This is a genomic window from Sorangium sp. So ce327 (assembly GCF_051530205.1).
Lineage (GTDB): Bacteria > Myxococcota_A > Polyangia > Polyangiales > Polyangiaceae > Sorangium > Sorangium cellulosum_B.
In genome coordinates this window covers 10,542,491-10,567,339 of the sequence record NZ_CP150330.1, presented here as the reverse complement: position 1 = coordinate 10,567,339, position 24,849 = coordinate 10,542,491, and the positions used below count along the sequence as shown (strand labels likewise).

Annotated in this window: 18 protein-coding genes; 10 read left to right on the top strand and 8 right to left on the bottom strand. The window is 68.6% G+C overall.

Annotated elements, in window-relative coordinates; genetic code table 11:
• Positions 1-3: 3 nt before the first annotated feature.
• On the bottom strand, positions 4-486 hold the full coding sequence (locus tag WME95_RS39500) for a roadblock/LC7 domain-containing protein (RefSeq protein WP_012239856.1): 483 nt from the start codon (positions 484-486) through the stop codon (positions 4-6).
• Positions 487-1,242: 756 nt separating this feature from the next.
• Here WME95_RS39500 and WME95_RS39495 point away from each other — a divergent pair.
• The 4 genes from WME95_RS39495 (at position 1,243) to WME95_RS39480 (ending at position 8,746) form a co-directional block, all read left to right on the top strand.
• Positions 1,243-5,052: a DUF3857 domain-containing protein gene (locus WME95_RS39495; RefSeq protein ID WP_437904473.1), complete on the top strand. Its 3,810-nt coding sequence runs from the start codon at positions 1,243-1,245 to the stop codon at positions 5,050-5,052.
• Between the two features lie 206 nt (positions 5,053-5,258).
• Positions 5,259-5,456: a 50S ribosomal protein L35 gene (gene rpmI / locus WME95_RS39490; RefSeq protein ID WP_012239854.1), complete on the top strand. Its 198-nt coding sequence runs from the start codon at positions 5,259-5,261 to the stop codon at positions 5,454-5,456.
• 26 nt (positions 5,457-5,482) lie between these two features.
• A complete protein-coding gene (gene rplT, locus WME95_RS39485) occupies positions 5,483-5,842 on the top strand; it encodes a 50S ribosomal protein L20 (protein ID WP_012239853.1) in 360 nt (119 codons plus the stop codon).
• A gap of 1,542 nt (positions 5,843-7,384) precedes the next feature.
• Entirely contained in the window at positions 7,385-8,746 is a 1,362-nt protein-coding gene (locus WME95_RS39480) for a sigma-70 family RNA polymerase sigma factor (protein ID WP_437904472.1), read from the top strand.
• A gap of 156 nt (positions 8,747-8,902) precedes the next feature.
• On the opposite strand, the gene dacB is transcribed toward WME95_RS39480, so the two are convergent.
• On the bottom strand, positions 8,903-10,477 hold the full coding sequence (gene dacB / locus WME95_RS39475) for a D-alanyl-D-alanine carboxypeptidase/D-alanyl-D-alanine endopeptidase (RefSeq protein ID WP_437904471.1): 1,575 nt from the start codon (positions 10,475-10,477) through the stop codon (positions 8,903-8,905).
• A 178-nt stretch (positions 10,478-10,655) separates the two neighbouring features.
• Here dacB and WME95_RS39470 point away from each other — a divergent pair, with 178 nt between their 5' ends.
• Entirely contained in the window at positions 10,656-11,189 is a 534-nt protein-coding gene (locus tag WME95_RS39470; RefSeq protein WP_437904470.1) for a hypothetical protein, read from the top strand.
• Positions 11,186-11,668 (top strand): hypothetical protein, encoded by a 483-nt coding sequence (locus WME95_RS39465; RefSeq protein WP_437711171.1) that lies wholly within the window; start codon positions 11,186-11,188, stop codon positions 11,666-11,668. The genes WME95_RS39470 and WME95_RS39465 overlap by 4 nt, the downstream gene beginning before the upstream one ends.
• 46 nt (positions 11,669-11,714) lie before the next feature.
• Here WME95_RS39465 and WME95_RS39460 read toward each other — a convergent pair whose 3' ends face one another.
• A complete protein-coding gene (locus tag WME95_RS39460; protein ID WP_437904469.1) occupies positions 11,715-12,614 on the bottom strand; it encodes a fumarylacetoacetate hydrolase family protein in 900 nt (299 codons plus the stop codon).
• Between the two features lie 460 nt (positions 12,615-13,074).
• Between WME95_RS39460 and WME95_RS39455 the strand changes: the two genes are divergently transcribed.
• Positions 13,075-14,760, top strand: a complete 1,686-nt coding sequence (locus WME95_RS39455) for a CTP synthase (RefSeq protein ID WP_437545102.1) — start codon at positions 13,075-13,077, stop codon at positions 14,758-14,760.
• Between the two features lie 280 nt (positions 14,761-15,040).
• Here the strand turns inward: WME95_RS39455 and WME95_RS39450 are convergent, their stop codons facing one another.
• The gene (locus WME95_RS39450; protein WP_437711167.1) at positions 15,041-16,003 is read right to left on the bottom strand and encodes an acyl-CoA desaturase; all 963 of its coding nucleotides are present in this window, start codon (positions 16,001-16,003) and stop codon (positions 15,041-15,043) included.
• Positions 16,004-16,133: 130 nt separating this feature from the next.
• Positions 16,134-17,123, bottom strand: coding sequence for a diacylglycerol/lipid kinase family protein (locus tag WME95_RS39445; RefSeq protein WP_437904468.1), 990 nt, complete (start codon positions 17,121-17,123; stop codon positions 16,134-16,136).
• Between the two features lie 95 nt (positions 17,124-17,218).
• Between WME95_RS39445 and WME95_RS39440 the strand changes: the two genes are divergently transcribed.
• Positions 17,219-18,541 (top strand): hypothetical protein, encoded by a 1,323-nt coding sequence (locus WME95_RS39440; protein WP_437904467.1) that lies wholly within the window; start codon positions 17,219-17,221, stop codon positions 18,539-18,541.
• A gap of 36 nt (positions 18,542-18,577) precedes the next feature.
• Here the strand turns inward: WME95_RS39440 and WME95_RS39435 are convergent, their stop codons facing one another.
• From WME95_RS39435 to WME95_RS39425, 3 genes are all read right to left on the bottom strand, one after another.
• Complete coding sequence (locus WME95_RS39435; RefSeq protein ID WP_437904466.1) at positions 18,578-20,593, bottom strand: DUF6029 family protein; 2,016 nt, start codon at positions 20,591-20,593, stop codon at positions 18,578-18,580.
• Positions 20,594-20,681: 88 nt separating this feature from the next.
• On the bottom strand, positions 20,682-21,206 hold the full coding sequence (locus tag WME95_RS39430; RefSeq protein WP_437295034.1) for a TlpA disulfide reductase family protein: 525 nt from the start codon (positions 21,204-21,206) through the stop codon (positions 20,682-20,684).
• A gap of 145 nt (positions 21,207-21,351) precedes the next feature.
• Positions 21,352-21,879: a TlpA disulfide reductase family protein gene (locus WME95_RS39425; RefSeq protein ID WP_437904465.1), complete on the bottom strand. Its 528-nt coding sequence runs from the start codon at positions 21,877-21,879 to the stop codon at positions 21,352-21,354.
• 407 nt (positions 21,880-22,286) lie between these two features.
• On the opposite strand from WME95_RS39425, the gene WME95_RS39420 reads away from it, so the two are divergent.
• Complete coding sequence (locus WME95_RS39420; RefSeq protein ID WP_437904464.1) at positions 22,287-23,528, top strand: hypothetical protein; 1,242 nt, start codon at positions 22,287-22,289, stop codon at positions 23,526-23,528.
• A gap of 126 nt (positions 23,529-23,654) precedes the next feature.
• Entirely contained in the window at positions 23,655-24,755 is a 1,101-nt protein-coding gene (locus WME95_RS39415) for a P-loop NTPase (protein ID WP_437545093.1), read from the top strand.
• Positions 24,756-24,849: the final 94 nt, after the last annotated feature.

Here is a 24,849-nt window from a genome sequence, read left to right as displayed (position 1 = left end):
CTCCTAGTCGTTGAAGAGGTTGTCGATGTCCTCGTCGGTGATCTCGGCGAACGGCGAGTCGGCGCCCGGCTCCTGCACCTTCTTGAGCAGCGCTTCGAAGATGTGGTTGAGCTCCTCGCTCGCCTTTCGCACCCGGAGCCTCACCAACCCGAGGCTCGACTTTGAGTCGAAGATCACCACGAGGATGACGCGGTTCCCGACCAGCTGGATGTGGATGTTCGCCTTTTCACCCTCGTGGAACTGAGTGGCGAACTCGTTCTCCTTGAGGAGCTTCGCCATCCCGCCCGTAGCGGCGATGTTCCCCGCCGTCAGCGAGGCGAGCGACGTGGTGTCGAGGTTGTCGACGTCTCCGCTCGCGGCGATCAGTTGCCCGTTTTTGTCAACGATGAAGACGACCTTCGCATTGGCGTCCTTGACGAGGCGATCCACCACGCTCTGGATCTGATTGAATTCCTCCTCGTACATCACCATCTGAGGGTTGACCATCGTTCCTCCGCCAGCGCTCTCGCGATGGGGCCCTGGGCATTGCGGGCTCTGTCGCCCTTGTCATCACCGGGCGCCGCACGTGCGGTCCCCGACCATCGTCATCCAACTGGCTTCCCGCTGCGCGGGCTTGCCTTACCACCGGTACCACGTTCGCGGCGTGACGCTCGCTGCCTTGGGACTTGCATGGCTGGTTCGCAGCGCGCAGTGCGGCTGCTCCTCGACCGTGCACCCGTACATCTTGGGACGTTTCTATCCGAAGCAGGTGCGGCGGAGCAAGGCGGCCCTTTCTGGAAGTTGGAGGATCGCACAGCCGAACCTCGCCGAGCCTTGCCGGACCCCGACGGAGCTCGCTCCCCCCTGCCCCCAGGGGAGGCTTGGTTCCGGACCTTTTCCAGGCGCCTGTCCGCCCGGGTCTCCCAGAAGGCCTGCATGATAAATATCGAAGATTGCTATTGTTTCCTTTGTTGAATGCGGTCGGACGGCGCTGCGCCCTCCTCCGGGGGCGCCGGTGTGGGGCGCGCTGCGTGTCATCGGTCTGTACCCGGCAAAAGATCGACCAAATTCGCGGGATCGGCGCGCGCGGCGGGGCGAGCTCATGAAGGTGCGGCCCGATGAACGCGGCCCGGGGGACGACCTCCTGCCGGCGTGCGTTCCGCCGGCTCGTGGGCAGCTCCCTCTTGACCTCGGCCGGTGCGACGCCTCTCCAGCCATGGCTTGTGCTTGACCGATGGCTTCGGCCACGGGATAGCGCCTCGGATGCGTGACGTGCTCAGCCGGGCCGAGCCCCGTGAGATCGAGCTCAACCCGGGGACGACGAGGGGGCGCTCCTTCTGCGCGCTCACCGTGGGGACGGCGGCCTTGACGTGCGCCATGTCGCTCGGCGCCGACGCGCGCGCGGAGCTCGGCGCGGTTCACCCTGAGGTGCTCTCCGCGCACGCGGCTGTCCGCGCGGCGAGGGGCCCCGAGGTCTACGCCGCGTTACGTGAGCTCTGGCGCACGTGGGACCGCGCGGACCCGACCCAGGTCGAGGAGGCGATCGCGTCGATCGCTGAGGCCGGCGCGACCAGCGCGCCCACCCAGGTCTATGCGGAGCTCCTCTCGGCATACGCGCGCAGGCGTCGAGGTGATCTCGACGGAGCGGTCGCGAGGATCCAGAAGCTCGGGTTCATCGGCCGCTGGGCGACGATCGGACCGTTCGACAACGAGAACAAGGGGGGCTTCGAGCGGGCGTTCGGGCCCGAGGAAGATCTCGAGCAGCCGATGGCTGCGGGCAGGACGTACGACGGCAAGGCGCGCGCGGTCCGCTGGCGCGTGCCCCCCGAGGCGCCGCAGTACGGGTGGTTTGATTTCGGCGACTTCATTCGTCCGGTGGAGAGCGTCTGCGGCTACGCGACGACGTTCGTCCGCGCGAAGGCCGGGACGCGCGCTCCCCGGCCGATCTCGATCTGGGTCGGGGCAGACGGGGCGTTCAAGCTGTTCTGGAACGGCGCGAAGGTCCTGGCCGATCCAGGGTACCGCGAGCTCGACATCGATCGGTTCGCCGCGCCGGTGACGCTGCGGCCCGGCTACAACCGCCTGACGGTCAAGGTCTGCGGACGCGCGTCGGCGCCCAAGTTCGCGCTGCGCATCGGCAACGAGAAGGGGGCGCCGGATCTCGATCTGGATGTGACCTCGGACATCGGAACCCAGGTCACGGCGCCTCAGGGGGAAGCCGCTGACGCGAGGCGCGCGGGCGGGGCGCGGGCGCAGGCCGGAGGGCCAACCTCCGGCGCGAAGCTCGCCGCGCGCGCGGCTGTGATCGAGGGGCCGATGCAGGCGTTCGAGCGAGCCGCGAGCGCCGCTCGGCCTTCGCCCGCCGTGCTGGAGGCGTTCGCGCGGTACCTCATGCTCACCGGCGGCGACGCCGAGGGGGAGCACAGAGCGCGCGATCTCGCGCGGCGCTCCGCCGAGGCCGAGCCGAGCGTGCGTCGCTACCTTCTCGCCGGTCAGCTCTCCGAGGACAGGAACCAGCAGCGCGCGTGGATCGAGCGCGCCGCCGCGCTCGCGGGCGATCGTGAGGACATCGACGTCCTGCTCTCGCAGGCTCGGCTCGCGCAGACGAGCCCGAACTGGCGGGAGGCGGCTCCGATCTACGAGCGCATCCTGGCCTCCGATCCCGATCATGTCGTGGCCGTCCTCGGGCTCGTGGACCTCTACGTGGAGGCTGGGCTGAAGCGCACCGCGCTCGCCACGCTGGAGCGGGCGCTCGCGCGCCAGCCGAGCAGCGTCTCGCTCCTCCGCGCCTCGGCGGCGCAGCTGCGCGCGCTCGGGCGCGACACGGAGGCCGCCGAGATGGAGGCGCGCTACGCCGCGCTGCGGTTCGACGACTCGAGCTTCCTTCACCAGCAGGTCGAGCTCGCGGTGGCGCGGCGCGATCCTGCCGGCGCGGAGCGCTGGATCGAGCGCTTCCTCCGCAGCGAGCCGGACTCCGTCTGGGCCCGCACGGTCGCGGCGCGCACGTACCGCGCGCTCGGCCAGGGCGATCGCGCCCTCGCGGCCCATCAGCGGGCGCTCGCCATGGCGCCTGAAGACATCGGAACGCTGCGCGCGCTCTCGGACCTCTACGGCGAGGAGGGAAACCGAGAAGCGCAGCTGGAGATGCTGCAGCAGATCCTGGCGATCAGCCCTCAGGCGAAGGATGTGCGCGAGTACATCGAGCACATCGAGCCGCCGAAGCCGCGCGCCGACGAGGCTTACGCCTGGGCGCCCGACCGCTTCCTCCCGATGCGGCGCAACGCTGACCGGCAGTATCCCAAGCGCACGCTGCGCAACCTGACGGTCACCACCGTCTTCCCGAACGGCCTGGCGAGCCGGTTCCGGCAGGTCGTCTTCCAGCCGCTGACGGACGAGGCTGCGGCGAGCGCCCGGCAGTACGCGTTCGAGTACCAGGCCGATCGCCAGACCGTGAGCCTCCGTGCCGCGAAGGTCTACCGAGCAGACGGCAAGGTCGACGGGGCGATCGAGAGCGGCGAATCAGGGGCGAACAACCCGGCGCTCGCGATGTACACATCGGCGCGCACGTTCTACGTCAGCTTCCCGCGGCTCAACGCCGGCGACGTCGTCGAGCTGCGCTACCGCGTCGATGACGTCAGCCCTCGTAACGAGATCGCCGATCACTTCGGCGAGATCGAGTTCCTCCAGGGGGATGAGCCGATCGCCAGCAGCGAGTACGTGCTGATCACCCCGAAGACGAGGCAGTTCCACCTCTTCGCGTCCGACCTCCCTGGCCTCGTGCGCGAGACCAAGGAGGACGCCGACCGGCGCATCTTCCGCTTCTCTGCCGCCTCGGTGCCGCCGGTGGCGCCCGAGCCGGCGATGCCCGCGTGGTCCGAGATCCTCGCGCACGTCCACGTCTCGACCTTCAAGACCTGGGATGAGGTGGGCTCCTGGTACTGGGGCCTCGCGCGTGAGCAGTTCGATGTGGATGATGAGGTGCGCAAGCGGGTGCGCGAGATCACGAAGAACCTTGCCGACGATCGGAGCAAGGTCCGCGCGATTTACAAGTACGCGACCGAGACGCGCTACGTGGCGCTCGAGTTCGGCATCGAGGGGATTCGCCCGAGGAGGTGTGCGCAGACGCTCGCTCGTGGTTGGGGGGACTGCAAGGACAAGGCGACGCTGATCGTCACGATGCTCCGCGAGATCGGCATCCCAGCGACGATCGTGCTCGTGCGCACCCGCATGCGAGGCGACATCGGGCCGGAGCCCGCGAGCCTTGCGCCGTTCGACCACGCGATCGCGTACGTGCCGTCGCTCGACCTTTACCTCGACGGAACGGCGGAGCACTCGGGCTCGACCGAGCTTCCGATCATGGATCGCGGAGCGATGGCGCTTCAGATCAACGAAGGCAAGCCGAAGCTCGTTCGCCTCCCGGAGCCTGCTCCCGAGGCCTCGGTCGTGCACCGGACCGTCGACATCGCCGTCAGCGCTGACGGATCGGCTCAGCTCGGGGTCGACATCCAGGTGTCCGGCGCATCCGCGCCGGAGTGGCGGACCCGCTACATGGCGGAGGGGACGCGCCGCGACCGCGCTGCTCGTGACCTCGCCACGGACTTCGGGGCGGTCGAGCTGGCGCCTGGGAAGGCCGGGGTCGAGGTGAACGATCTCGAGGACATCGAGCAGCCGGCGAAGCTGCGGGCTCGGGGAAGAGCCGTCGCGCTCGCTCGAAGGGAGGGCGACAGCCTGTCGGTCCCGGCTGTCCCCACGCAGCGCCTCGCCACCGAGTTCGCGTCCCTCTCGGCGCGCACCCGCGACGTGATCATCCCCGCGCTGACCACGCGCCGGGATGAATGGACCCTCCGGATCCCTGCCGGGTGGCGTGTCACGAGGGCGCCGCTGCCCCAGGACGTGGACACCCCCTTCGGCAAGTTCTCGCTCTCGGTCGAGCAGTCCGCGGGGAAGATCGTCGTCCGCAGTCAGATCTCCCTCACGAAGTCCCGGATCAAGCCGTCCGAGTACATGGCCTTCCGAACGTTCTGCGAGACGGCGGACCGCGTCTTCGGTCAGCGGGTGGTGTTCGGAAAGTGAGCGCCTGAGTGAGCGACTGAGCGACGCCCTGACCCCCGGCCCTCCGGCGCGCCGACCGGCCCCTAGCCGCTGCCTGGACACTTGACAACCCCACGCCGGATCGCCATAAAGCGCCCCTTCTACGCATCCCTGCGGCGCAGAACAGCCTCTCCGGTGGTTCGGAGCGGTGGCCGCCGGGAGCGATAGGCATTCGGATCGAGGGCATCATGCCGAAGATGAAGACCAACCGCGCCGCGGCCAAGCGCTTCAAGGTGACCGGCTCCGGCCGCATTCGCCGCAGCAAGGGCGGGCTCAACCACTGCATGCAGGAGAAGAGCAAGAAGCGTCTGCGTCGTCTCCGCAAGAACGACATGGTCGACTCGGCGATGGAGAAGCGCGTCAAGCTGCTTCTTCCCTACGGCTGACCCTGGAGCAGTGAGGTAAATTACCGATGCCGCGTGTAAAGAGAGGCTTCAAGGCCCGTCGCCGTCGCAACCGTGTCCTCAACCAGACCGAGGGCTACTTCCTCGGCCGAAAGAACCGCTTCCGCCAGGCGGTCGAGGTGCTCCGCCACGCCTGGGAGTACGGCTACATCAGCCGCAAGCTCAAGAAGCGGGATTTCCGTCGCCTCTGGATCACCAGGATCAACGCTGCCGCGCGCCTCAACGGCACGACTTACTCCCGCCTCGTCAGCGGGCTCAAGAAGGCAGGCATCGCCCTCGATCGGAAGATCCTCTCGGAGATCGCGATCCACGATCCTGCGTCGTTCGGTGCTGTGGCGAAGCTCGCTTCGCCCGCCGCGGCGAAGTGACGGCTCCGCGGGGTGGTCTTCGGCCCGCCGTTCGACCACCCCGATGCGGAACGGCCGAAACTGGCCAAGGCCGCCCCCTTCCCTCGCAAGTGCCCGATTATCGTAGTATTTCGTATTTTTGACTCGCCTCCGCTGCGAGCGATCCCTCGGGTTGCATCGCAGACGTAGAGTTCGGGCGCATCCCTCAGGCGGGGACGTGCGGCTGCCGTCGCTGACGCTGATCAGCATCGTCAGTGTGAGGCGATTAGGCACCGAGCAGATGCGCAGCGTGCATTTCGTGCGCACCTACTATGCACCGCCGATGGCACCCTATGATCGTGTGATCAGGGTAAACTCCGACCCAGCTCAGTCCGCCAGCGACCGGCGACCGATCGTTGTCTTTCAAGAGGCCCTGCGTCCCCAGCCGAGGCCTGACCAACCTAGGGCGTGATCCCGGTCCCCTCTCCGGGGACAGACTTAGCGATTAATTGCGCTGAGGCTGAAATTGTTGCCGGAATTCCCAACTTTCCAGGCGGTCTGTCGCGAAAAATAACCTTCTCCGCCTTCGTCCGTCGGGTGAGGGCTCGACATTGCCATCGGGAGGCCCAGGTTCAGGAAACATCGAAGCTCACTGAGAGAACGGCCTCAGCGGCTAGGTACGGGCTCCTACACGCTGGATAAGACAGCGAAATTCCCTTGCCTAGGCTGCGAGGGCGGACCCACCGAACCGCGGAACGCTGGCGAACTCGAGGTGTCCCCAAGGAGAGCAGGTTGCCGATGTTGTTGCGTCCCCGGAAGCGTACCCAGCCATGCCGTTCGGCTCGGTCGCAGCGAAACGTCTCGCTCGACAGGACATGGACAGCGCCTTCCGCTCTACATAGCGCACCCAGGTCGAGCTCTCAAACGGGAGAAGCGGGAACGCACGCTAAAAAAGGCACTGTTTTTGCTTCGGGAGCTGAGGTGCTACCGGGGACTGGCGCAGGAGCATCATTCTGCAAGAGCAGACCTGCCTCAGGTGAGAAGAGTTCGACCGGAATCAAAAGAAAGCACCAGCGGTTGCCAGTTTCAACAGGGGCTCCTTCGGTCAGCTCCTCCCCTCTGTTTGGCACGAAATCGTCTCGCCCGCCGTCAAAAGGTGGCGAGACATTTCAATCTCGCAAGGTCAGCCGTTTAGAAGTGAACGCCGACACAAAGACCAAGATGAGCACGTCGACCGCCCGCCGTCCAGAAACTGCGCGGAGAAACGCCAAGTCCTCTGCTGTAGGTGCCTCTGCGCGGCTCGCGGCATCCAAGAGCTCGCAGGGGGCCGAGACCGCATCGGCTCCCCGGCGGGGGGCATCGCAGACCACCGAGGTGGAGGTCTCCGAGGTCGAAGATTTCGGGGACAACCAGTCGCCGCGCTCGCACTTTCAAGGAGCTACCACCGTGGAGGGAGCCGCCATGAGGTCGACCAAGAGCAACGCCACTGTAGTGAAGGGCGACCCGCTCGCTCAGGGTGGGACGGCCACGCCGGAAATCGCAGCGCTCGGCCTTCTGGAAGATGACCAGACGGAGGAGACGGCTGTGCGACCCCGCCCGGCCGAGATCCTCGATGAGGAGCGGGCGGCTGACTTCATCGATCTGGACCTCGGACCGCTCGATCGGCTGCCTCAGCCCGAGCGCGCGAGGAACCAGGATCGGGAGCTGAAGGATGTCGAGGACGGGGGCGGTGACTCGATGCTCGCCCGCTATTTCCGCGACATGGCGCTCCACCCCGTCATGGGGCCGGACGAGGAGCTCGACACCGCGCGGGCGGTCGAGCGCACGGAGGTGGAGCACTGGGTGGCTCTCCTCTCCTACCTGCCTGCGGCCGAGTACATCCTCACCGCGCTCGAGGAGGATGTCGCCAAGGCGGGTGAGGACGAGGTGAAGGCTCCTCAGATCGCGGAGCTGCAGAAGCTCGTTCGCCTGGCGAAGAAGCAGAAGGGAAAGCTGCTCGCCGAGCAGGAGAAGCCGTGGACCCAGCTCTCCGAGGAGCTCGCGGCGGCTGTCCGCCTGCCTGACTCGGATCGCCTCTGGATGGCGCGTGCCTTCACCATCGCGCGCGATCTCGTGCGCGAGCCCGACTTCGAGGACGACGTGAGCGATCCCGAGGAGACCCGCCCCACGCGGCCGAGGCTCCCGATGTCTGGCTCCTACCGCCGTTACCTCGATCGGGTCGAGCGATCCTTCCAGGCGCAGCACGACGCGAAGAACCGCTTCGTGAAGGCCAACCTGCGGCTCGTCGTGTCGATCGCGCGGCGCTACAACCGCGGGCGCCTGCCGCTCATCGATCTGATCCAGGAAGGCAACATCGGCCTGATGAAGGCGGTGGAGCGCTTCGACCACAGCCGTGGCTACCGCTTCTCGACGTATGCGTCGTGGTGGATCAGGCATGCGATCAGCCGCGCCTTGGCCGACAAGGGCCGCGCGGTCCGCATCCCGGTCCACATGCTCGATACGTACAACCGCGTGGCGCGGGCGACGCAGGCGATCATCGCGCGCACGGGGCATGAGCCGACCATCGAGGAGCTCGAGAAGGAGACGGGGGTTCCGCGCGAGAAGCTCGACAAGGTGAAGGACTTCTACGCGGAGACGCCCTTCTCGCTCGATCGTCCGGTCGGTGACGAGGATGGACGCAAGTTCATCGACTTCCTCCAGGAGGAGAACGCGCTGTCGCCGTTCGATCACCTGGCCAACAGGAAGTGGAGCGACGAGGTCCGGCGTCTCCTGACCACGCTCACGCCGATCGAGTCGCGGATCATCCGCTGGCGCTTCGGCCTCGACGACGAGGACGAGCTCACGCTCAAGGAGATCGGCGACAAGTACAACCTGTCGCGCGAGCGCATCCGTCAGCTCCAGGAGCAGGCGCTCGGGAAGATCCGCAAGCAGATGCGCGACTACTGAGCGACGAGCTCAGGACGAGTCGGTGAAGCGGCCGCGCGGCGTCATGCTGCGCGGCCGCTTTGCGTGAGCCGCCCGAACGCAGCTGCGTGGGGGGCGCGCAGAGGTGAGCGGGGTCCGGAGCGCAGCGCAGCGGCCGACACGAGACAGCCCGCGCTCTCACGGCGTGCGTGCGTCCTTCCAGAGCTCGTCGGCGAGCGACTCGACGAAGTGGTCGATGGCCCTTCGTGCGGGGTCGATCTTCCCTGGGACGTCGGAGGCGAGCACGGCGAAGGCGATCGGGGAACGACCAGGGGGCGCGAGGATGTAGCCAGACAGGGCCACCACCGAGGCGAGCGTTCCCGTCTTGGCACGGATGGCGCGCTCCTTCGACCACCCGCGGAAGCGGCTGCGCAAGGTGCCGTCGACACCGCCGATCGCGAGCTGCGCGGTGAAATCTGCGCCGAGCGCCGGATCGAGAAGCGCGGCGCGCAGCAGCCGGACGATGGCCTCCGGCGATGCGCGAGCGGCGTCGAACAAGCCCGAGCCGTTCCTCAAGACGACGTCTTGCCCGAACGCATCGAGCTCCCTGAGGGTCTCGCCGACCACCTCCGCGGCATCCTCGGCTGTGCCGGGGCGCCCGCGCTTCTCTGCGGCGAGCGTCTTGAAGATCGTCTCCGCGTAGAAGTTGTCGCTGTCCTTCCCGAGGGCGGAGAGGAGCTCGCCGAGCGGCGCCGAGCGGTGAGCCACGAGGAGCCGCTTCTGGCGCTCACCGCCGAGCCGCACCTCGCCGGAGACGTCGACGCCCACCTCCAGCAGCATCTCCTTGAGCGCATACGCTACGACCAGGCGGGGATCGTCGACGCGCCTCGCCAGGCTCACCGCGCGGCCGCCCTCTGGGATGTGCCCGCTGAGGTGCGCGACGAGGCGCTCGCCGTTCGGTTCGAGCCGGACCCCGAGCTTCTCTGGTGTGCCGCGCCTCGCGGTGGTCACCGTGCCCTGGAGCACCGTGAAGCCCGGGGGATCGATCGCGATGGAGGCAGCCTGCCCTGCCTTCGACGGGCGCACCGTGAAGAGCAAGGCGTTCGCGTTCAGCGAGGCTGCCGCGACCGGGGCGCGAAAGGCCGCCCACTCCTCCGGCTGCTGTTCGAAGGCCGGAGGCACGTAGCGCGTGTCGAAGTAGCCCTGGTCGATCGCGATCGCCGCGACCTTCCGGACGTCGGACGCCCTCAGGGCGCGCGCCATCTCCCAGAGATCACGCGTCCTGAGGGAGGGATCGCCCGAACCCCGGAGCACGAGCTCGGCGACGGCTCCGTTCGACGCGTCCCCGTAGAGGCCGGTCAGGTAGCGGTAGCTCGGCCCGAGCAGGCGAAGCGCGGCGGCTGCCGTGAAGAGCTTCGCGTTGGATGCAGGGTTGTACAGGCCGCGCTGATCGAAGGCCGCGAGCGTCGCGCCGCTGGCGACGTCGAGGGCGAGCACGCCGACCCGTCCCCCCAGGCGGCGCACGTCGGTAACGAGCGTCTCGACCTGCGCTCGAGCGCGCTCAGGGTCGATTTTTCGAGGTCCGTGTGACGCGAGGGGCGCCGGGGGCGCGCTCGGCGAGACGGGGGCTCCCTGGGTCGGCCTCGCTGTGGGGGTCGAGCGGTCAGCGGGAGCGGCGCCGCTGTCGAGCGGCTGGGAGCCGCCGGGGCGGGCGAGGAGCGACGAGAGCACGAGCGCGACCGCGGAGACTGTACGGCGGGGATGTCGAGGCATGAGACCTCTCCGCCTCTACAACGCCTCCACCGCGGACGCCTCCTCCGGTCGACCGGTCGTCGCAGCCCCGGCGTCGCTCATCGGTGCGCGCGTGTGCGCTCGGGGTTGTCCTCGGAAAGGAGAGCTTGCTAGGGTGCGCGCAGACGCTCCTTCACGCTCTGTTCGAAGGGAGGACACCGTGTCCCAGCAGCATTCGACCCGCGCGCTCTTGCCGCTCATCATCCTCGCGGCTGCAGCATGCTCCGGCGCCAAGCCCAAGCAGGCAGGGGAAGACTACAACTTCGATCAGGGACCGTCCGATGTTGCCGCACCAGCCGAGACGGGGAGCTCCGGCGCCGAGGCGGGCAGCTCCGGCACCGAGGCGGGCGCGTCGGCGGACAGCGGGGGCGGGCTCAACCCCGATCAGAAGAAGCAGATGGAGATCGCCCTGCGACGCGGAGGGGACAAGGCGGCGAACTGCGCCGAGGTCGTGTCCAACGCCCCGACGGGCGAGGGAGAGGTCAAGGTCGTGTTCGACGGCCAGAAGGGACGCGTGACCGACGTGCTGGTCGGGCCGCCCTTCGCAGGGACGCCCGCCGAATCCTGCGTGAAGCGCGCCTTCGTCGGAGAGATCGTGCTGCCGTTCGATGGCGAACCGCTCGAGGTCCCGTACACCGTGAAGCTGCCGTCCAAGAAGTCGGGCGCGGGAGCTTCCGGAACGAAGACGCCATGAAGTTCGCCTCAATCGCCGTCGTCGCCGCGCTGGGGTTGGCCGCTGCCTCCGCCGGCGCGGAGGAGCCGGCGGCGCCTCCGCGGTACCCGCCGTCCTCAGCACGCGTGAAGGTCATCGTCGGCGGGGTGGCCGTGACGGCGCTCGCCTACGGCGCGGCGTTCCTCGCCGCATCGTCATGGCCAGAGGTCCCTGGGGCGAGCGAGCTGAAGATCCCGATCGCTGGTCCATGGCTCGCGCTCGCCAAGAACGGCTGCGCCGCGGACGATCCGGACTGCGGAGCGACGCTGTACGTTCGCGGGGCTCTCACCGCCATCGGTGGGCTCGCGCAGCTCGCCGGTCTGGGCCTCGTCGGCGAAGGGATCTTCATGACCACGGAGGCGCGCTCGGCGCAGCCTTCGACCCCTGCGGCGCTGACGGTGCGGCCGGCCCCGGTGATCACCGCGACCGGCATGGGCATCGGCGTCGTCGGCACGTTCTGAGCTACCGAGAACCACGCGGGCCGCGCGGTGATGCGCCGACGCCCGCTCACCGGCGGCGCCATGGCAACAGCGCAGGGCCGCTGACGGGCTTGCCGGTCATCCGTCCGATGCGCTCGATCATCAGCTCGACGCTGGCGCCGTACGGTATGCGCTGATCAGCGCTCCCACCGAAGACGCGGCCCGCTCCGATCACGTCGCCCGCGCGCAGCTCGATGTGGTTGCTGATGTACGCGACGGATTCCGCCAGCGAGAAGGTCCACTCGCCAACGCGCGAACAGGAACGCGTCTCGGCGTCGACGCGGACCTGGGTCCGCAGCGCCTCGACCGAGCCGAGCTCGTCGGGCGTGACGAGCACCGGGCCGAGCTGCGTTGCAAAGTCCTTCGCCTCCGACGGTGGGAGCCCGCGCACCAGCGACCGCGCCTCCAGGCTGCGCGCGGTCCAGTCGTTCAGCACGGTGTAGCCAGCGATCGCGCGCTCCACCTCCTCCGGGGTGGCGCGCCGCAGATCCTCGCCGAGGACCACCGCCAGGTTCAGCTCGTAGTCGGGCCTGTCCTCGAGCGGGGAGAAGGGGATCTCGGCGGCATGTCCGAGCAGCGCGCGGCTGTTGCCGAACCGATACCAGGGGCGCTCGGCGCCGTGCGCGTAGGGGCCGAGCTGGATGTACGCCGCGCGATCGGTGGCGCAGGGAGGCAGCCACAAGATCGTGGCTGGGTGCAGGTGCGTCGACGCGGGACGATCTCCGCTGAGCAGCCGATCATCCAGCGCGTGAAGGCCGGCGCAACGGAGCGCCACCACGCGCGTGTGGAAGTCCGACACGCCGCGGATGTCCGCGAGCTTCGTCCCGAAGTGGCGCTCTAGCTCCGCGACGTCGTAGAGCGCCCCGTCCCGTTCGAGCGCTACGATCGGGGTGGACGTCGCGAGCTGGAGCACGTGCGCGATTCTCATGGCGTGACCAGGCCCGCCGGGCGCCGGCGGAGCGTACCATCCCGGTCCGCCGACGCTCTCAGGCCGGCGGAGCCCCCAGCGCCTACGCCTGCGGCCGGCGGTCGGCGCCCGATCCCGAGGGACTCGACCCTTCTTGGGACATCGGATTGTCCTTTGCATTGACGCGCTGGGAGAGCGGCCTAGAATGCCGGCGGATTCAGAGCGGCATCACGTCGCGCAGGCTTGCCGTGGGTCCCTGCCGGTTGCAGATGGGCTCGTACGGCAGGTCAGGTTCTGTTGCCGGCGCGGGGTTCCCCGTCGCGGGGTTTCCTCCGGCTTCGGTCCTGCTGACGGGGCCGTGCGGCTTGTAAGCCGGGCAAGGTATTTGCCGTGGACAGCCGACCCTTGGCGGCGCTCATCTTGGAGCGCCGCTCGAGGGACTGGTTACAGGCGCGCACACGGCGCAGCGGAGCGATGGGTCATGAGCAAGCGGACCAAGTTCGTCTTCGTCACAGGCGGAGTCGTATCGTCGATCGGCAAGGGACTGGCTGCGGCCTCGATCGGGGCGCTGATGGAGTCCCGTGGGTTGAAGGTCACCCACCTCAAGCTGGACCCGTACATCAATGTCGATCCCGGCACGATGTCCCCCTACCAGCACGGCGAGGTCTTCGTCACAGACGATGGAGCGGAGACCGATCTCGATCTCGGGCACTACGAGCGCTTTACGCTCGCCCGGATGAGCCGCCAGAACAACTTCACCACCGGCCGCGTCTACGAGGCGGTCATCTCGAAGGAGCGCCGCGGCGAGTACCTCGGGGCGACGGTGCAGGTGATCCCGCACGTCACGGACGAGATCAAGCTGCGCATCCGTTCTGCTGCGGACGGGGCTGACGTCGCGATTGTCGAGGTCGGCGGCACCGTGGGTGACATCGAGTCGCTTCCGTTCATCGAGGCGATCCGCCAGCTCAAGGTGGAGTCGGGCGCGCAGAACGCGATCTCGGTGCACGTCACGCTGGTGCCATTCATCGCGACGGCGGGCGAGCTGAAGACGAAGCCCACCCAGCACTCGGTGAAGGAGATGCGCGAGATCGGCATTCAGCCGGACATCCTCCTCTGTCGCTGCGATCGGCCGCTCCCGCGCAGCATGAAGGAGAAGATTTCCCTCTTCTCGAACGTCGCCGTCGACTGCGTGATCGCGGCCGTCGATGTCGACTGCATCTACGAGCTCCCCCTCGTGCTCCACGCCGAGGGGATCGACGAGAAGATCACGGAGCTGCTCAACATCTGGGCGAGGCAGCCGGACCTGTCGCCGTGGCAGCGCATCGTCGAGCGATTCAAGAAGCCGTCCCGCGGCATCGTGAAGATCGGCGTCGTCGGCAAGTACGTGCACCTGCGCGACTCCTACAAGTCGCTGCACGAGGCGCTCGTCCACGGCGGGCTCCACAACGACGTGCGGGTCGAGCTCGAGTACATCGACTCCGAGCAGATCGAGGCGCGCGGCGCGCCCGAGCTGCTGTCAAACTTGGACGCCATCCTCGTGCCCGGCGGCTTCGGCGATCGCGGGACCGAGGGGAAGATCGAAGCCATCCGCTACGCGCGCGAGGAGAAGATCCCGTTCTTCGGGATCTGTCTCGGCATGCAGCTCGCGGTCGTCGAGTACGCGCGCCACGTCTGCGGCATGACGGGAGCCAACTCCGTGGAGTTCGATCGCAACGCGGCCGACCCGGTGATCGATCTGATGCCCGACCAGAAGGGGGTCGTCGAGAAGGGCGGGACGATGCGCCTCGGCGCGTACCCGTGCGTCCTGGACAAGGGGTCGATCGCCGCGGAGGCGTACGGGCAGACGAGCATCAGCGAGCGGCACCGGCATCGGTACGAGGTGTCGAACAAGTACCGCGAGGCGATGGTGCAGAAGGGGCTCGTGCTCTCCGGGACGTCGCCCGACCAGCGCCTCGTCGAAATGATCGAGCTGCGCGAGCACCCGTACTTCGTGGGCTGTCAGTTCCATCCCGAGTTCAAGAGCCGCCCCCATAGCGCGCACCCGCTCTTCGCGCGCTTCGTGCGCGCCGGTCTGGAGCGCCAACGCGAGCGCAACAAGGCCGAGAAGCCGAAGCCCGGCGATTCCGCCGCCGCGCACACCCAGCAAGCTGCCTCGTCCGTCAACTAGAGCGGGGTGCACAGGTTCGTGCGCTACGGGCTCGGCCGCTAGGCGGGCGAGTAACGCGTACGAAGCTACGCCGAACGACGCGGATGAGCGCGCAGCGCACGAAGATGCGCCCGCGCTCTAGCGGCCGGCGCCAGAGCTCCCGAGGGGCCCTGGCCGCCGCATCGACGGCGAGCCGGGCGGCGCTGCGATGGTCGCCGAGGGTTTTGTCGCGAGCTCTTGCGGACGAAGGCGGCCCTGCAGCCTCCGTCCGCAGATCATCGATGACGAACGCTGCGCGCGATCAGACGTCGCCGAGGCTCGGCCGGCCCAGCGGCGGGGCGTCAAGGGGCTCGGCGTTTGTGGCCTGAGGGGCGAGGAGCGGCGAACGCTCACCGACCTCCTTGATCAGGTTCCGCTGCAGCACGTGCGCCGGCGCGGTCCTGAGCTCCCAGATCAGGCCGAGCTTCTCCATCGCGCGCAGGACGTAGAAGCTGACGTCGATCTCCCACCAGAAGAAGCCCTGGTTCGCGCTGCTCATGTAGTGGTGGTGGTTGTTGTGCCAGCCCTCGCCGAGGGTGATCAGCGCGAGCCAGAAGTTGTTGCGGCTCGTGTCGGTCGTTGCGTAGCGCCGCGAGCCAAACACGTGCGCGAGGGAGTTGATCGTGAACGTGCCGTGCATGAGCGCGCACGTCGACACGACATAGCCCCACAGGAACGCGTCGTAGCCGCCCACCGCGAAGAGCAGCGCCATCATGCCGAGCGGCCCGACCACGTGGTAGCGGTCCAGCCAGCGGAGCTCAGGGAAACCCGCGAAGTCAGGGATGCGCTTCAGGTCGAGCTCCTCGTGCTCGCGGCCGAGCCACCAGCCCATGTGCGCGTACCAGAACCCCCTGCGGAGCGGGCTGTGGACGTCGCGCTCGGTGTCCGAGTACTTGTGGTGGACGCGGTGCGTCCCCCCCCACCACAGCGGGCCCTTCTGGGTCGCCGTGGTGCCGAGCAGCGCGAGCAGGAATTGCAGGCCGCGGCTCGTCTTGTAGCTACGGTGCGAGAAGTACCGGTGGTAGACCGCCGTGATCGCGAACATCCGGACGACGTACGTGGCCGCGGCGAGCGCCGCGAGCTTCCACGTGGCACCTCGGAGGATGGCGACCACGGTGCCCACGTGGATCGCAGTGATCCCCAGCACGTTGAAGATCTGGCCGAGGCTGGGGCCAGGTTTCGGTACGACGACCCGTGTAGGGCTCGATGCAGGCGCTTGCGTCATGGGTTCCAAAGTGGATGGAGCATCGAGCACGCCCGTCACTGGGGCTCACGACGCTGGTCATGATTCCGTCATGCGATGCGGCCGCCGGCTCGCCGACGGATCGGCGCAGGGCGTCGACGAGCGCGCGATCTCAGGGGCGCAGGGAGAGGACGTCGATGGCTGGCCCGGCCGAGACCCGGATCTCGCTCGCTCGGAGGGGATCGCCGTCGAGGATGTAGGGGCCGTCGCCGATCGAGGTCGCGCTGGCCTCGGCGCCGAACCGGACCGTGAAATCTTGGACGAGGTCGTCGAAGTGGTCCTTGCCGCCGATCCGGCGGCCCGCGAGGACGAGCGGAGCGCGCGGCCCGAGCTCTCGAGGGGGCAGGGCGCTGGCGACGAGGTGAGGGCGATCGAGATCCTCCCCTGCCCGGTAGGTGACCAGCATGTGGATCCCGAGGTCACGCACTGCAGACGAGCAGATGAGCGACCAGGCGCGTGGGGCGAGCTGCCGCCCCTCCACCTCGATCGTGCACGGCAGCGGGTCGAGGACGCGGCGCGCGTAGGCGCCGCCGTAGAAGGACTCGATGAACACCCGCGCCACGATGCGCGCAGCGGCGCCGTAGCCGTCGCCTCCGCGCTCGTAGTAGACATCGAAGAAGCTGGCCACGAGCCCGGTGCCGAAGATGAAGCCGATGCGCTCCTCGACGCCGCTGCGGGTCGTCGCGCGCACACGCAGGGTGGGCCGGCGGACGGCGCTCGGGATGGCCGCGCCGCTCGGGAGGCCGCGAACCTCGCTGACCGTCCGCGCGAGGAGCGCAGCCGGATCGCCGGTCATGCCCCAGTTCCGCGCGACGGTCGCCACGGTGCCGCCTGGCAGCAGGGCGAGACGCGGCAGCGAGCGATCGCCGAAGGCGCGCGCGAGGGCCGTGACGCCGGCCATGAAGCTGCCGTCGCCGCCCGAGAGCGCGACGAGATCCGCGCCTCGCCGGGCGAGCCGCTCGCAGACCTCCGCGAGCTCCGTGACGTTCGAGGTCGGGTGGAGCTCCGCCGCGCCAGCGCACGCGGCCGCCATGCGGTCGATGAGCGACGGCCTCGCCCGGTACCGGCGCGCCGTGGTGTTGACGATGACGTCGATACGCATGGTGCCGGAACGTGACCGCCCTATAAAACGGATTCCCCGGGTGGTCGAGCCGAAGGGGCTTCGAACGCGAACTTCGGCGCGGTAAGAGGCGCGTCATGCGCCGCGTGCTCTCCCGGTCGATCCTCGCCGGCCTCCTCTCGTTCGCCGCCGTCACCGGCTGCGCGAGCTCGGCCTCCCTACGCGCAGCCGAGGCGGGCAGGTTCGACGAGCTGCGGCGCACGTTGAGCGATGAGCTTCGCCGCGGCACGCTGGACAGCGACGACGCACGAGCGATCGCCCGCGCGGTCGCGCAGGGGGAGATCGCGCGCGCGACGCCGCCCTCGGGGACCGATCGGCTGCGCGAGCTCCGGACATGCGCGCGCGCGCTGGAGGACGCGCTCGCCGAGCGCGCCGCGGGCTCGGACGCGATCGCGACCGCCGCGGCGATGATCCTCCTCGAGGCGGGGCTCACCGACCCGGAGAGCGTGAAGCGGTACGCAAGCGACGCGGCGGCGGGGCGATACCCCGGCAAGGACACGGCGCTCCGCGCGCTGGAGACGCGGGCGCTCGTCACAGCCGAGGACGGCGCGGTGCGCCGCTCCCGGATGCTCGACGGAGATCAGGAGGTCCGCGTCTCGGCGCTTCGCGCCGCCGCCGCGGCGGCGGACCCGAGCGATCGGGAAGCGCTGCTCGAGGCGGCGCGGCTCGATCCTTACCCGCTCGCGCGGACGCTGGCGATCCGCGCCGCCGGGGCGCTCGGCGGTCAGGATCTCGTGCTGGCGCTGCGCGATGTCTGGACCCTCTCGGATGAACCCGGGCGCGAGGCGATCGCCGAAGCGTGGGCGACGCCGCGCGCGCTGGACAGCGGCGGACGCGCGCAGCTGCGCTGGGCGATCTCCACCCAGCGCGGCGCGCCCGCGATCGCCGCCGCGCGCGCGCTGGTCCGCGCGGGAGGCGAGGGCGCCGGCGAAGCGATCGCCGTCCTCATCGGCTCCATCCGCTCCAGCCAGAGCCGGGATCGCGTCTACGCCATCCTCTCCGCGCCGCTCCAGGACCCGGCGGTGCGATCTGCGCTCATCGAGGCGCAGGGCGATCCGGATGAGGCCGTGGTCTTCGCCGTCCATAGCCGCCACGTCGACGCCGCGCCGCGGGACGTCGCGGCGCGCGAGCGCTCCGCGGCCGTCGCTTGGCTGATGAAGCTCGCCGCGGGGACGTCGACGCGCGCGGTGCTCGCGCGGGGAGTCCTCGCACGTGCAGGAGTCCGCGCGGTCGTGCCGCTGCTGGAGCGCGACGTCCGATCCCGCGAGATCCCGGTGCGCGAGGCGGCGGGGGCGGGCCTGGTCGCGCTGGGCGAGATCCCGCGCGCTGCATCGCTCCTCGCCGACGCCGAGCCCCAGGTCAGGAACTCGGTGGCCTGCGAGATCCTCGAGGCGTTCTGAGCGTTGCCGAGGCTGCGCCCGAGGTAATCCGGTCGCTCAGAACCTGGAGACGAGCTCGAGCCGTGCGCCCTCGAACGGTGGGAAGAACCGGCACACGCCCGAAACGCATCGCAGGCCCCCGCGTCGCTGGCCCACGAAGAGCTGTGCGGTATCGACGATCCGGTCGAGCGTCGTCCTCCTCGACCCGGCCTTCCACTGCAGCCCCCCGTTGAAGAAATGGCAGAGCTCGGTGTCCTTGCCAGGCTCACACCCAGGCTGTGAGGTGTACTCGTAGCCGAACATCGCCGCGAGGTGGGGCGACCACTGGAGCGCGAGGTAGTTGTCCCCTTCGACCCAGGAAGATTCGAAGTTCTCTGGCCTGTAACGGCGACGGCTGTTGCCTTGCGCCTGGATCGAGAACGCGCCGGCAAGGTGCTTCACGACGTCGTAGCGGACGTAGCCCTCGCTATAGAAGACGTGGCCAGTGTCGGCTTCATCGGATTGCCGGACTCCAGCCCAGGCGCGCACGTGCGATCGGCTGCCGTCGAAATCGATCTCGGTGCCTGCCGCGGTGTCCCAGGTGTCGGTCCTGTTCGCGTCGTCCGTCTTGCAATCATCGTTCGCCTGGCGCTCGGAGAAGCTCACGTAGCGACCGAGCCAGGCATAAATGGCCGCGCTCCGGGTGAAGCGATAGTCGACGCGCCCGCGCCCGCCGGTCACGCAGACGTTGGGCGCTCCGATCGGCTCGACGTAGATGGGCTCCGCCGTCGGAGGCTGGTTGTACGCCACACCGTCGAACTCCGGCGCATTGAACCCCGGGTTCGACAGCGAAGAGACGTCGATGTTGGCCGAGAGCGGGAAGAATCGCCGGTAGTGCTTCCCTTCGACGGCGACGGCGAGCGGACCGCCGCGCCCGTTCGCCGCCAGATAGACCGCATAGCCGGACACGTCCTTTGCCGGCACGTCATCACGGTCGAGATGACCGCCACGGAGCTGCTGACCGGCAACCTCGACGTAGACGTCCCCGCGCTCCGCGATGGACGGAATGCTCACCGAGCCGCTGAACGTGCGGATCGTGTTGTGCTGCCGCGCAGGGGAGGCGCTGACGACATTGAACTCCGGGAATTTTCCGCCGCACAGGCGCAGCGCGACCTGAAGATCTGCGCCGCCCTCGTCCAGGCATCGGTTGAACTCTTCGGTGTATGTCTTGCGCAGCAGCAGCGCGCCGTTCGCCGCGAGCTCCACGCCCTTCAGGCTTGCCTCCAAGCGTCCGCCGAGCACGGTGTCCTCCAGGTAGTTCGGCCGTGCCCCTTCGGTGACATCGCGGGTGCGAGGGTTTCCCTGCGCATCCACCGTCGTCTCGCGCGTGACAAGGTCGTCGGCGCCAGGGAAGCCGAAGAAGAGCGGCGACCCGTCGCCATGGAGCCGCCTGCCGCTCGCGTCATCGACGCGCAGCGGGTTCATCTGCCCGGCGAAGGCGGTGGCTTCGAGCCTGAATAGCTGGAAATCCTTGTCGAGCACGAGCCTGCCGCCCCTCACGGTCGTGTCGATGGCGAGCTCGTCCATCTTCCGCACGCTGAAAACGAGGCCGCGTCCGAGTTGGGCGTAAAAGTCGCCTGCTGTTGCCTCGATGCCCGGCTGCGTGTAGGTGAGCCAGAGCTTCGCTGGATAGACGGTCGTCAAATAGCGGGAGTGAACCTCCCGCGTGGCGTCGTTCAGATTGAACGAGACCTCGTCGTTGAGGACCTTCTGTTGCAGCTCGAAGCTGGTCGCCGAGGGCCTGGCTAGGTAGAAAGAGGCGTTGAGCCGCGTCCCGAGCTGGAGGCGCCACCAGTTGAGCTGAGCGTCGACCCGATCGACGATCTCTCCGTAGTTGTCGTCGAGATAGCGTGCGGGATAGCGGCGATCGTCGTTGCGATTGTCGAAGTGGTAGCTGACGGCCGCGGTGTTCACGACATCGAGCGAGAGCGGTTCGCCGCCGACGTTCGGGAGATCGACCGCCGCCGCCGGCGAGGCCGCGAGGAGGAGCGTCGCTGTCAGGCAGGAACGGACGAAGAGGAGCGGGCTGCGCACCGCCCGATCTCTACCATGGACCTCGCCGCCGTGGAGCGAGCGAGCCGTCGATCGCGCCGAGAAGGCGCGCCGGACGGCCGCCCCGGCGCTACAGGCCAAGCGCCTTCTCGACCTGCTCGGTGAGTGCCGCCTCGTCGCCGGGCTGGTACCCGCCGCGCTTGTGGAGAATCGAGCCGTCTCGGCCGATGAGCACGGAGAACGGAAGCTCGCGCTTCGGATTGTACCTGGCGGCCACGGTCGTCTCCTCGTCGAGGAGCACAGGGAAGATCATCTCCCTGTCGTGGACCGTGCTGCTCACCTGCGCCCGCGACTCCGGTCCGTCGAGCGACACGGCGAGCACGACGAACCCCTTGTCCCTGTGCTTCTTGTAGAGCTCGACGAGGTGGGGCATCTCCGCCAGGCACGGATCGCAGGTGGTCGACCAGAAGTCGATCAGCACCACGCTCTTGCCGGCATAGTCCGAGAGCCTGACCGTCTTGCCGTCGAGGGCGGGGAGCGAGAAATCCGGGGCCGGGCTCGCCGATGAGCCGCCTGAGGCCGCTCCGCACGAGGCGGCGGCGAGGCCGAGGACAATGAACGCCAGCGAGAGCGCGCAGCGGGTTTTTCTGTTCATTGGGTTTCCGTCGCGAAGGGGTCGGCCTGAGCGCCCGACCGGCATAAGGGCTCAACGTCGCGGGCGCCCTCTGCGGCGCCCTGGCAGATTCTCCCTACACGCGCGCCGACCGGTGGTTCGACGACGCGCCCACGGCGAAGCTCGTTCAGAGCTCGCCGTTCATGATCTTCTCAAAGGTTCGCCAGAAATTGCTGTCTTCCTCGGGCACGCCAGCGACGATCTCCATGATCGTCATGTCCTGCGTCCTGACGATCATGTTCGCCGGGAACGCGTCGGCCTGGAAGAGCGCGCCGAGCTTGTACGAAGGGTCGATCGCCGACGGGTACTGCACGTCGTATCGGGTCGTCCAGCGGTACAGGTCGTTCGGGACCGCCGCCTCGCCCGGGGTCCTTCCGTCTGCGAGCTGAACAAGGAACTCGCCGCCCTGAGGTTGATACTTCTTGTAGAGCTCGGGCAGGACGGACTCTGCCTCGATTTTGCAGGGGCCGCACCATACGGACGAGACGTCGATCAGCAGCACCTTCGGCTTCGGCTCTCCCGCGCCGTAAAGCGAGCCTTCCGGAAAGACCTCCGTCCCGGTCGGGTTGTAGAAATCGGCGAGCTGAATCGGCTGCATCGTGTCGTTGTGTTCGGCGGCGTTGGCGTACCCGACGAACTGATAGTTCGCGATCACCCGGTGGAGGCTCACCCCATACGGCCCAGCCGGATATCGAGCGTTCGCAGCTTGACCCGTCCCCTCGGGAAAAGGAGGAGCAGGAATGGGATCCTCTTCTGCGCAGCCGACGAGCCCTAGAGCCGCCACGACGAAAAGGCCCATCCCACCGAGAACCGCGTCGATTCGCATGATGCCACCGCCTGAAGTATGGTGTAGGAGTGCTCATTCTTCTGGGCGGCACGGGGGGCGTCAAGGGCAACCTTGGCGTCGCCGCTTCGCTCGGGAGCGCGTTTCCGCAATCTCCGGCCAGGCCCGCCGTGCCTGCCCCGATCCGCGGGTGTTTCCCGCGCTGAGGTCCTATGCAGCAGGTTGTCGCTTCTCACAGCGCCCGTCGGCCCCGTCTCCGTAGTATCCACGCCTTCCTGATGCTGTGCTGCCTGGCGAGCGGGGCGGCCATCGCGAGCGGCGCATGCTCGTCGGGCACGCCACAGGACAGATGCTTCGGGGGGGTCATCGTCGACGGCAACTGCGAGGGCAAATGCGAGCCAGAGCTCTGCCTGGAGGGCAACACCTGCGTCGGCAACCGCTGCGTGCTCAGGTGCAGCAGCCACCGCGAATGTATTCCAGGCATCCAGGACTGCGCGCCGGCCGAGGAGGACGACACGAAGGCCGAGATCCTGGTCTGCACGCAGAAGGAGAAGATGGTGGGCTTCGGTGCGCCCTGTCCATTCGGCACCGAGTGCGGCCAGTTCGGTCGCTGCCCCGACGAGACGCCGTGCAACCCGATCCAATGCAACGGGAACCCAGGCGAGTGCAAGCGCGACACGGAGCGGTGCGGCGACGATCCCGCCTGCTCCGCCGGCAAGTGCAGCGACGGCAGCGCCTGCGTCGTCCCGGCCTGCTCTCCCGACCAGTGCACCTCGCTCGGCCTGGAGTGCCTTGGCAAGGGGCAGGGCGACGCCGAGGCCTACTGCACGATGCCGCACTGCATGGGCGATGCGGACTGCCCCGGCGGCTTCGAGTGCGCCGTGTCCCGCGATCCTCACGCGATCTGCGGCACGGACAAGGGGGATGACGGCTTCTGCGGTGAGACCGACGAGGAGTGCATCGACCCGTCCACGTTCGGGGACGGCAACACCTATGTCGAGGGCCCGGTGTGCCTGCTGCGCAGCACCTGCGTCAAGCGCACCCAGTGCGCGCCGTGCAGCACCGATTTCGACTGCTCGTTCGCCGCGGAGCAGCGCTGCGTCGCGATCGACGGCGAGCGCCGGTGCGCCAGGTCCTGCAGCGAGGACTCCGACTGCGACCTGGACTACCGGTGCGACGAGGGCGAGGGCGCGTGCATCCCGCGGTTCGGCGCCTGCACCGGCAAGGGCAACTTCTGCGAGCCGTGCCGCAACGACATGGACTGCGGCGACGCGGACTCCACGATGGAGTGCACCACCACGCTGCGCGGCGAGCGGGCGTGCCTGGACGCGGCGCTCCCCATCCGGTGCACCGCGGAGAACGCGGCTGAGGTCTGCCCGAAGTCGCCCAGCGGGCTCGTCGGCGCGTGTGTGTGCGTCGAGCAGAGCTCGAGCGGGGACTGCGTGGACTCGCGGTGCTACCTGCCGTCGCGCCAGCTCGATCGCGGCGACCCCGATTCAAGCGTCTCCACCTGCTGGTGACGGCGCCGGCCGGGCGCACGAACGGCCTGTGTCGCGCCGCGCCCGGCCAGGCCAGAGCCAGCGCCCGCGGCGACGCCGCGCTCGCCGGTTGACGGGAATCCCGAGCAGTCCTAACTCCTTCGCCCCATGCCCATCACGAAGGACGCCGCGCTCGCCGCGCTGGCAAAGGTCATCGCGCCGGACCTCCAGCGCCCCATCACCGACCTCGGTCGCGTCCGGGAGCTCTCGGTCGAGGGCGAGGCCGTCTCGCTCACCGTCGAGCTGACCAGCTACTTCAAGCAGCGGCTCGCGGCGGACATCGAGGCGGCTCTGAAGGGCGCCGGCGCGAAGGGCGTCCGGATCGCGTGGGACGTCGGCATCCCCACGCGCACCATCCTTCAGGACGACCCGTCCCCGGGCGTGCGGAACATCATCCTCGTGATGAGCGGCAAGGGCGGCGTCGGCAAGAGCACGGTCGCCGCGAACCTCACCCTGGCGCTCAGCCGCGAGGGGGCCAAGGTCGGCCTCCTCGACGCGGACATGTACGGGCCGAGCGTCCCGACCATGCTCGGCGTGATGGGCCGCCCGACGTCGGCCGATGGACAGAAGTTCCTGCCGCTCGAGCGCTTCGGCGTGAAGCTCATGTCGATCGGCTTCTTGCTGGAAGATCCGAGATCGGCGGTCGTCTGGCGCGGGCCGATGCTCCAGAACGCCCTGATCCAGTTCATGCGCGACGTGGAATGGGGTGAGCTCGACTACCTCGTGCTGGATCTTCCGCCCGGTACCGGCGACATCGCGCTGACGATTTCCCAGAAGATGAGGACCACGGGCGCGATCGTCGTGACCACGCCGCAGGAGGTGGCCCTCCAGGACGTGTATAAATCGGTCTCGATGGCCCAGAAAGTCGGGATCGCCCTGCTCGGCGTGGTCGAGAACGAGAGCTACTTCGTGTGCGACGGGTGCAGCAAGCGGCACGAGCTCTTCGGGGCCGGCGGCGGGCAGAAGATCGCCGAGTTCGCCGAGGCGCCGCTGCTCGGCCAGATCCCGATGGATCCGGCCATCCGGGAGTGGGGCGACGCCGGCACGCCGGTCGTACAGGCTGCCCCGAGCAGCCCGATCGCGCGCGCTTTCGTGGATGTGGCGGAGCGGCTGGCCGGCCAGGTCAGCGCCCACAACCTCGCGAGCGGGGGCGGCCTCCGCATCGATCGGAGCGGGGGGACCAACAAGCACCTGCCCATCATGCGGTAGGCTCTCGCGTAAACGTCCCGGATACGATATGGTTCCGGCCCCTTCCCCCCATTCAACCGAGGGGGCCGCTGGAGAGAACGCGAGCACGTTTCGC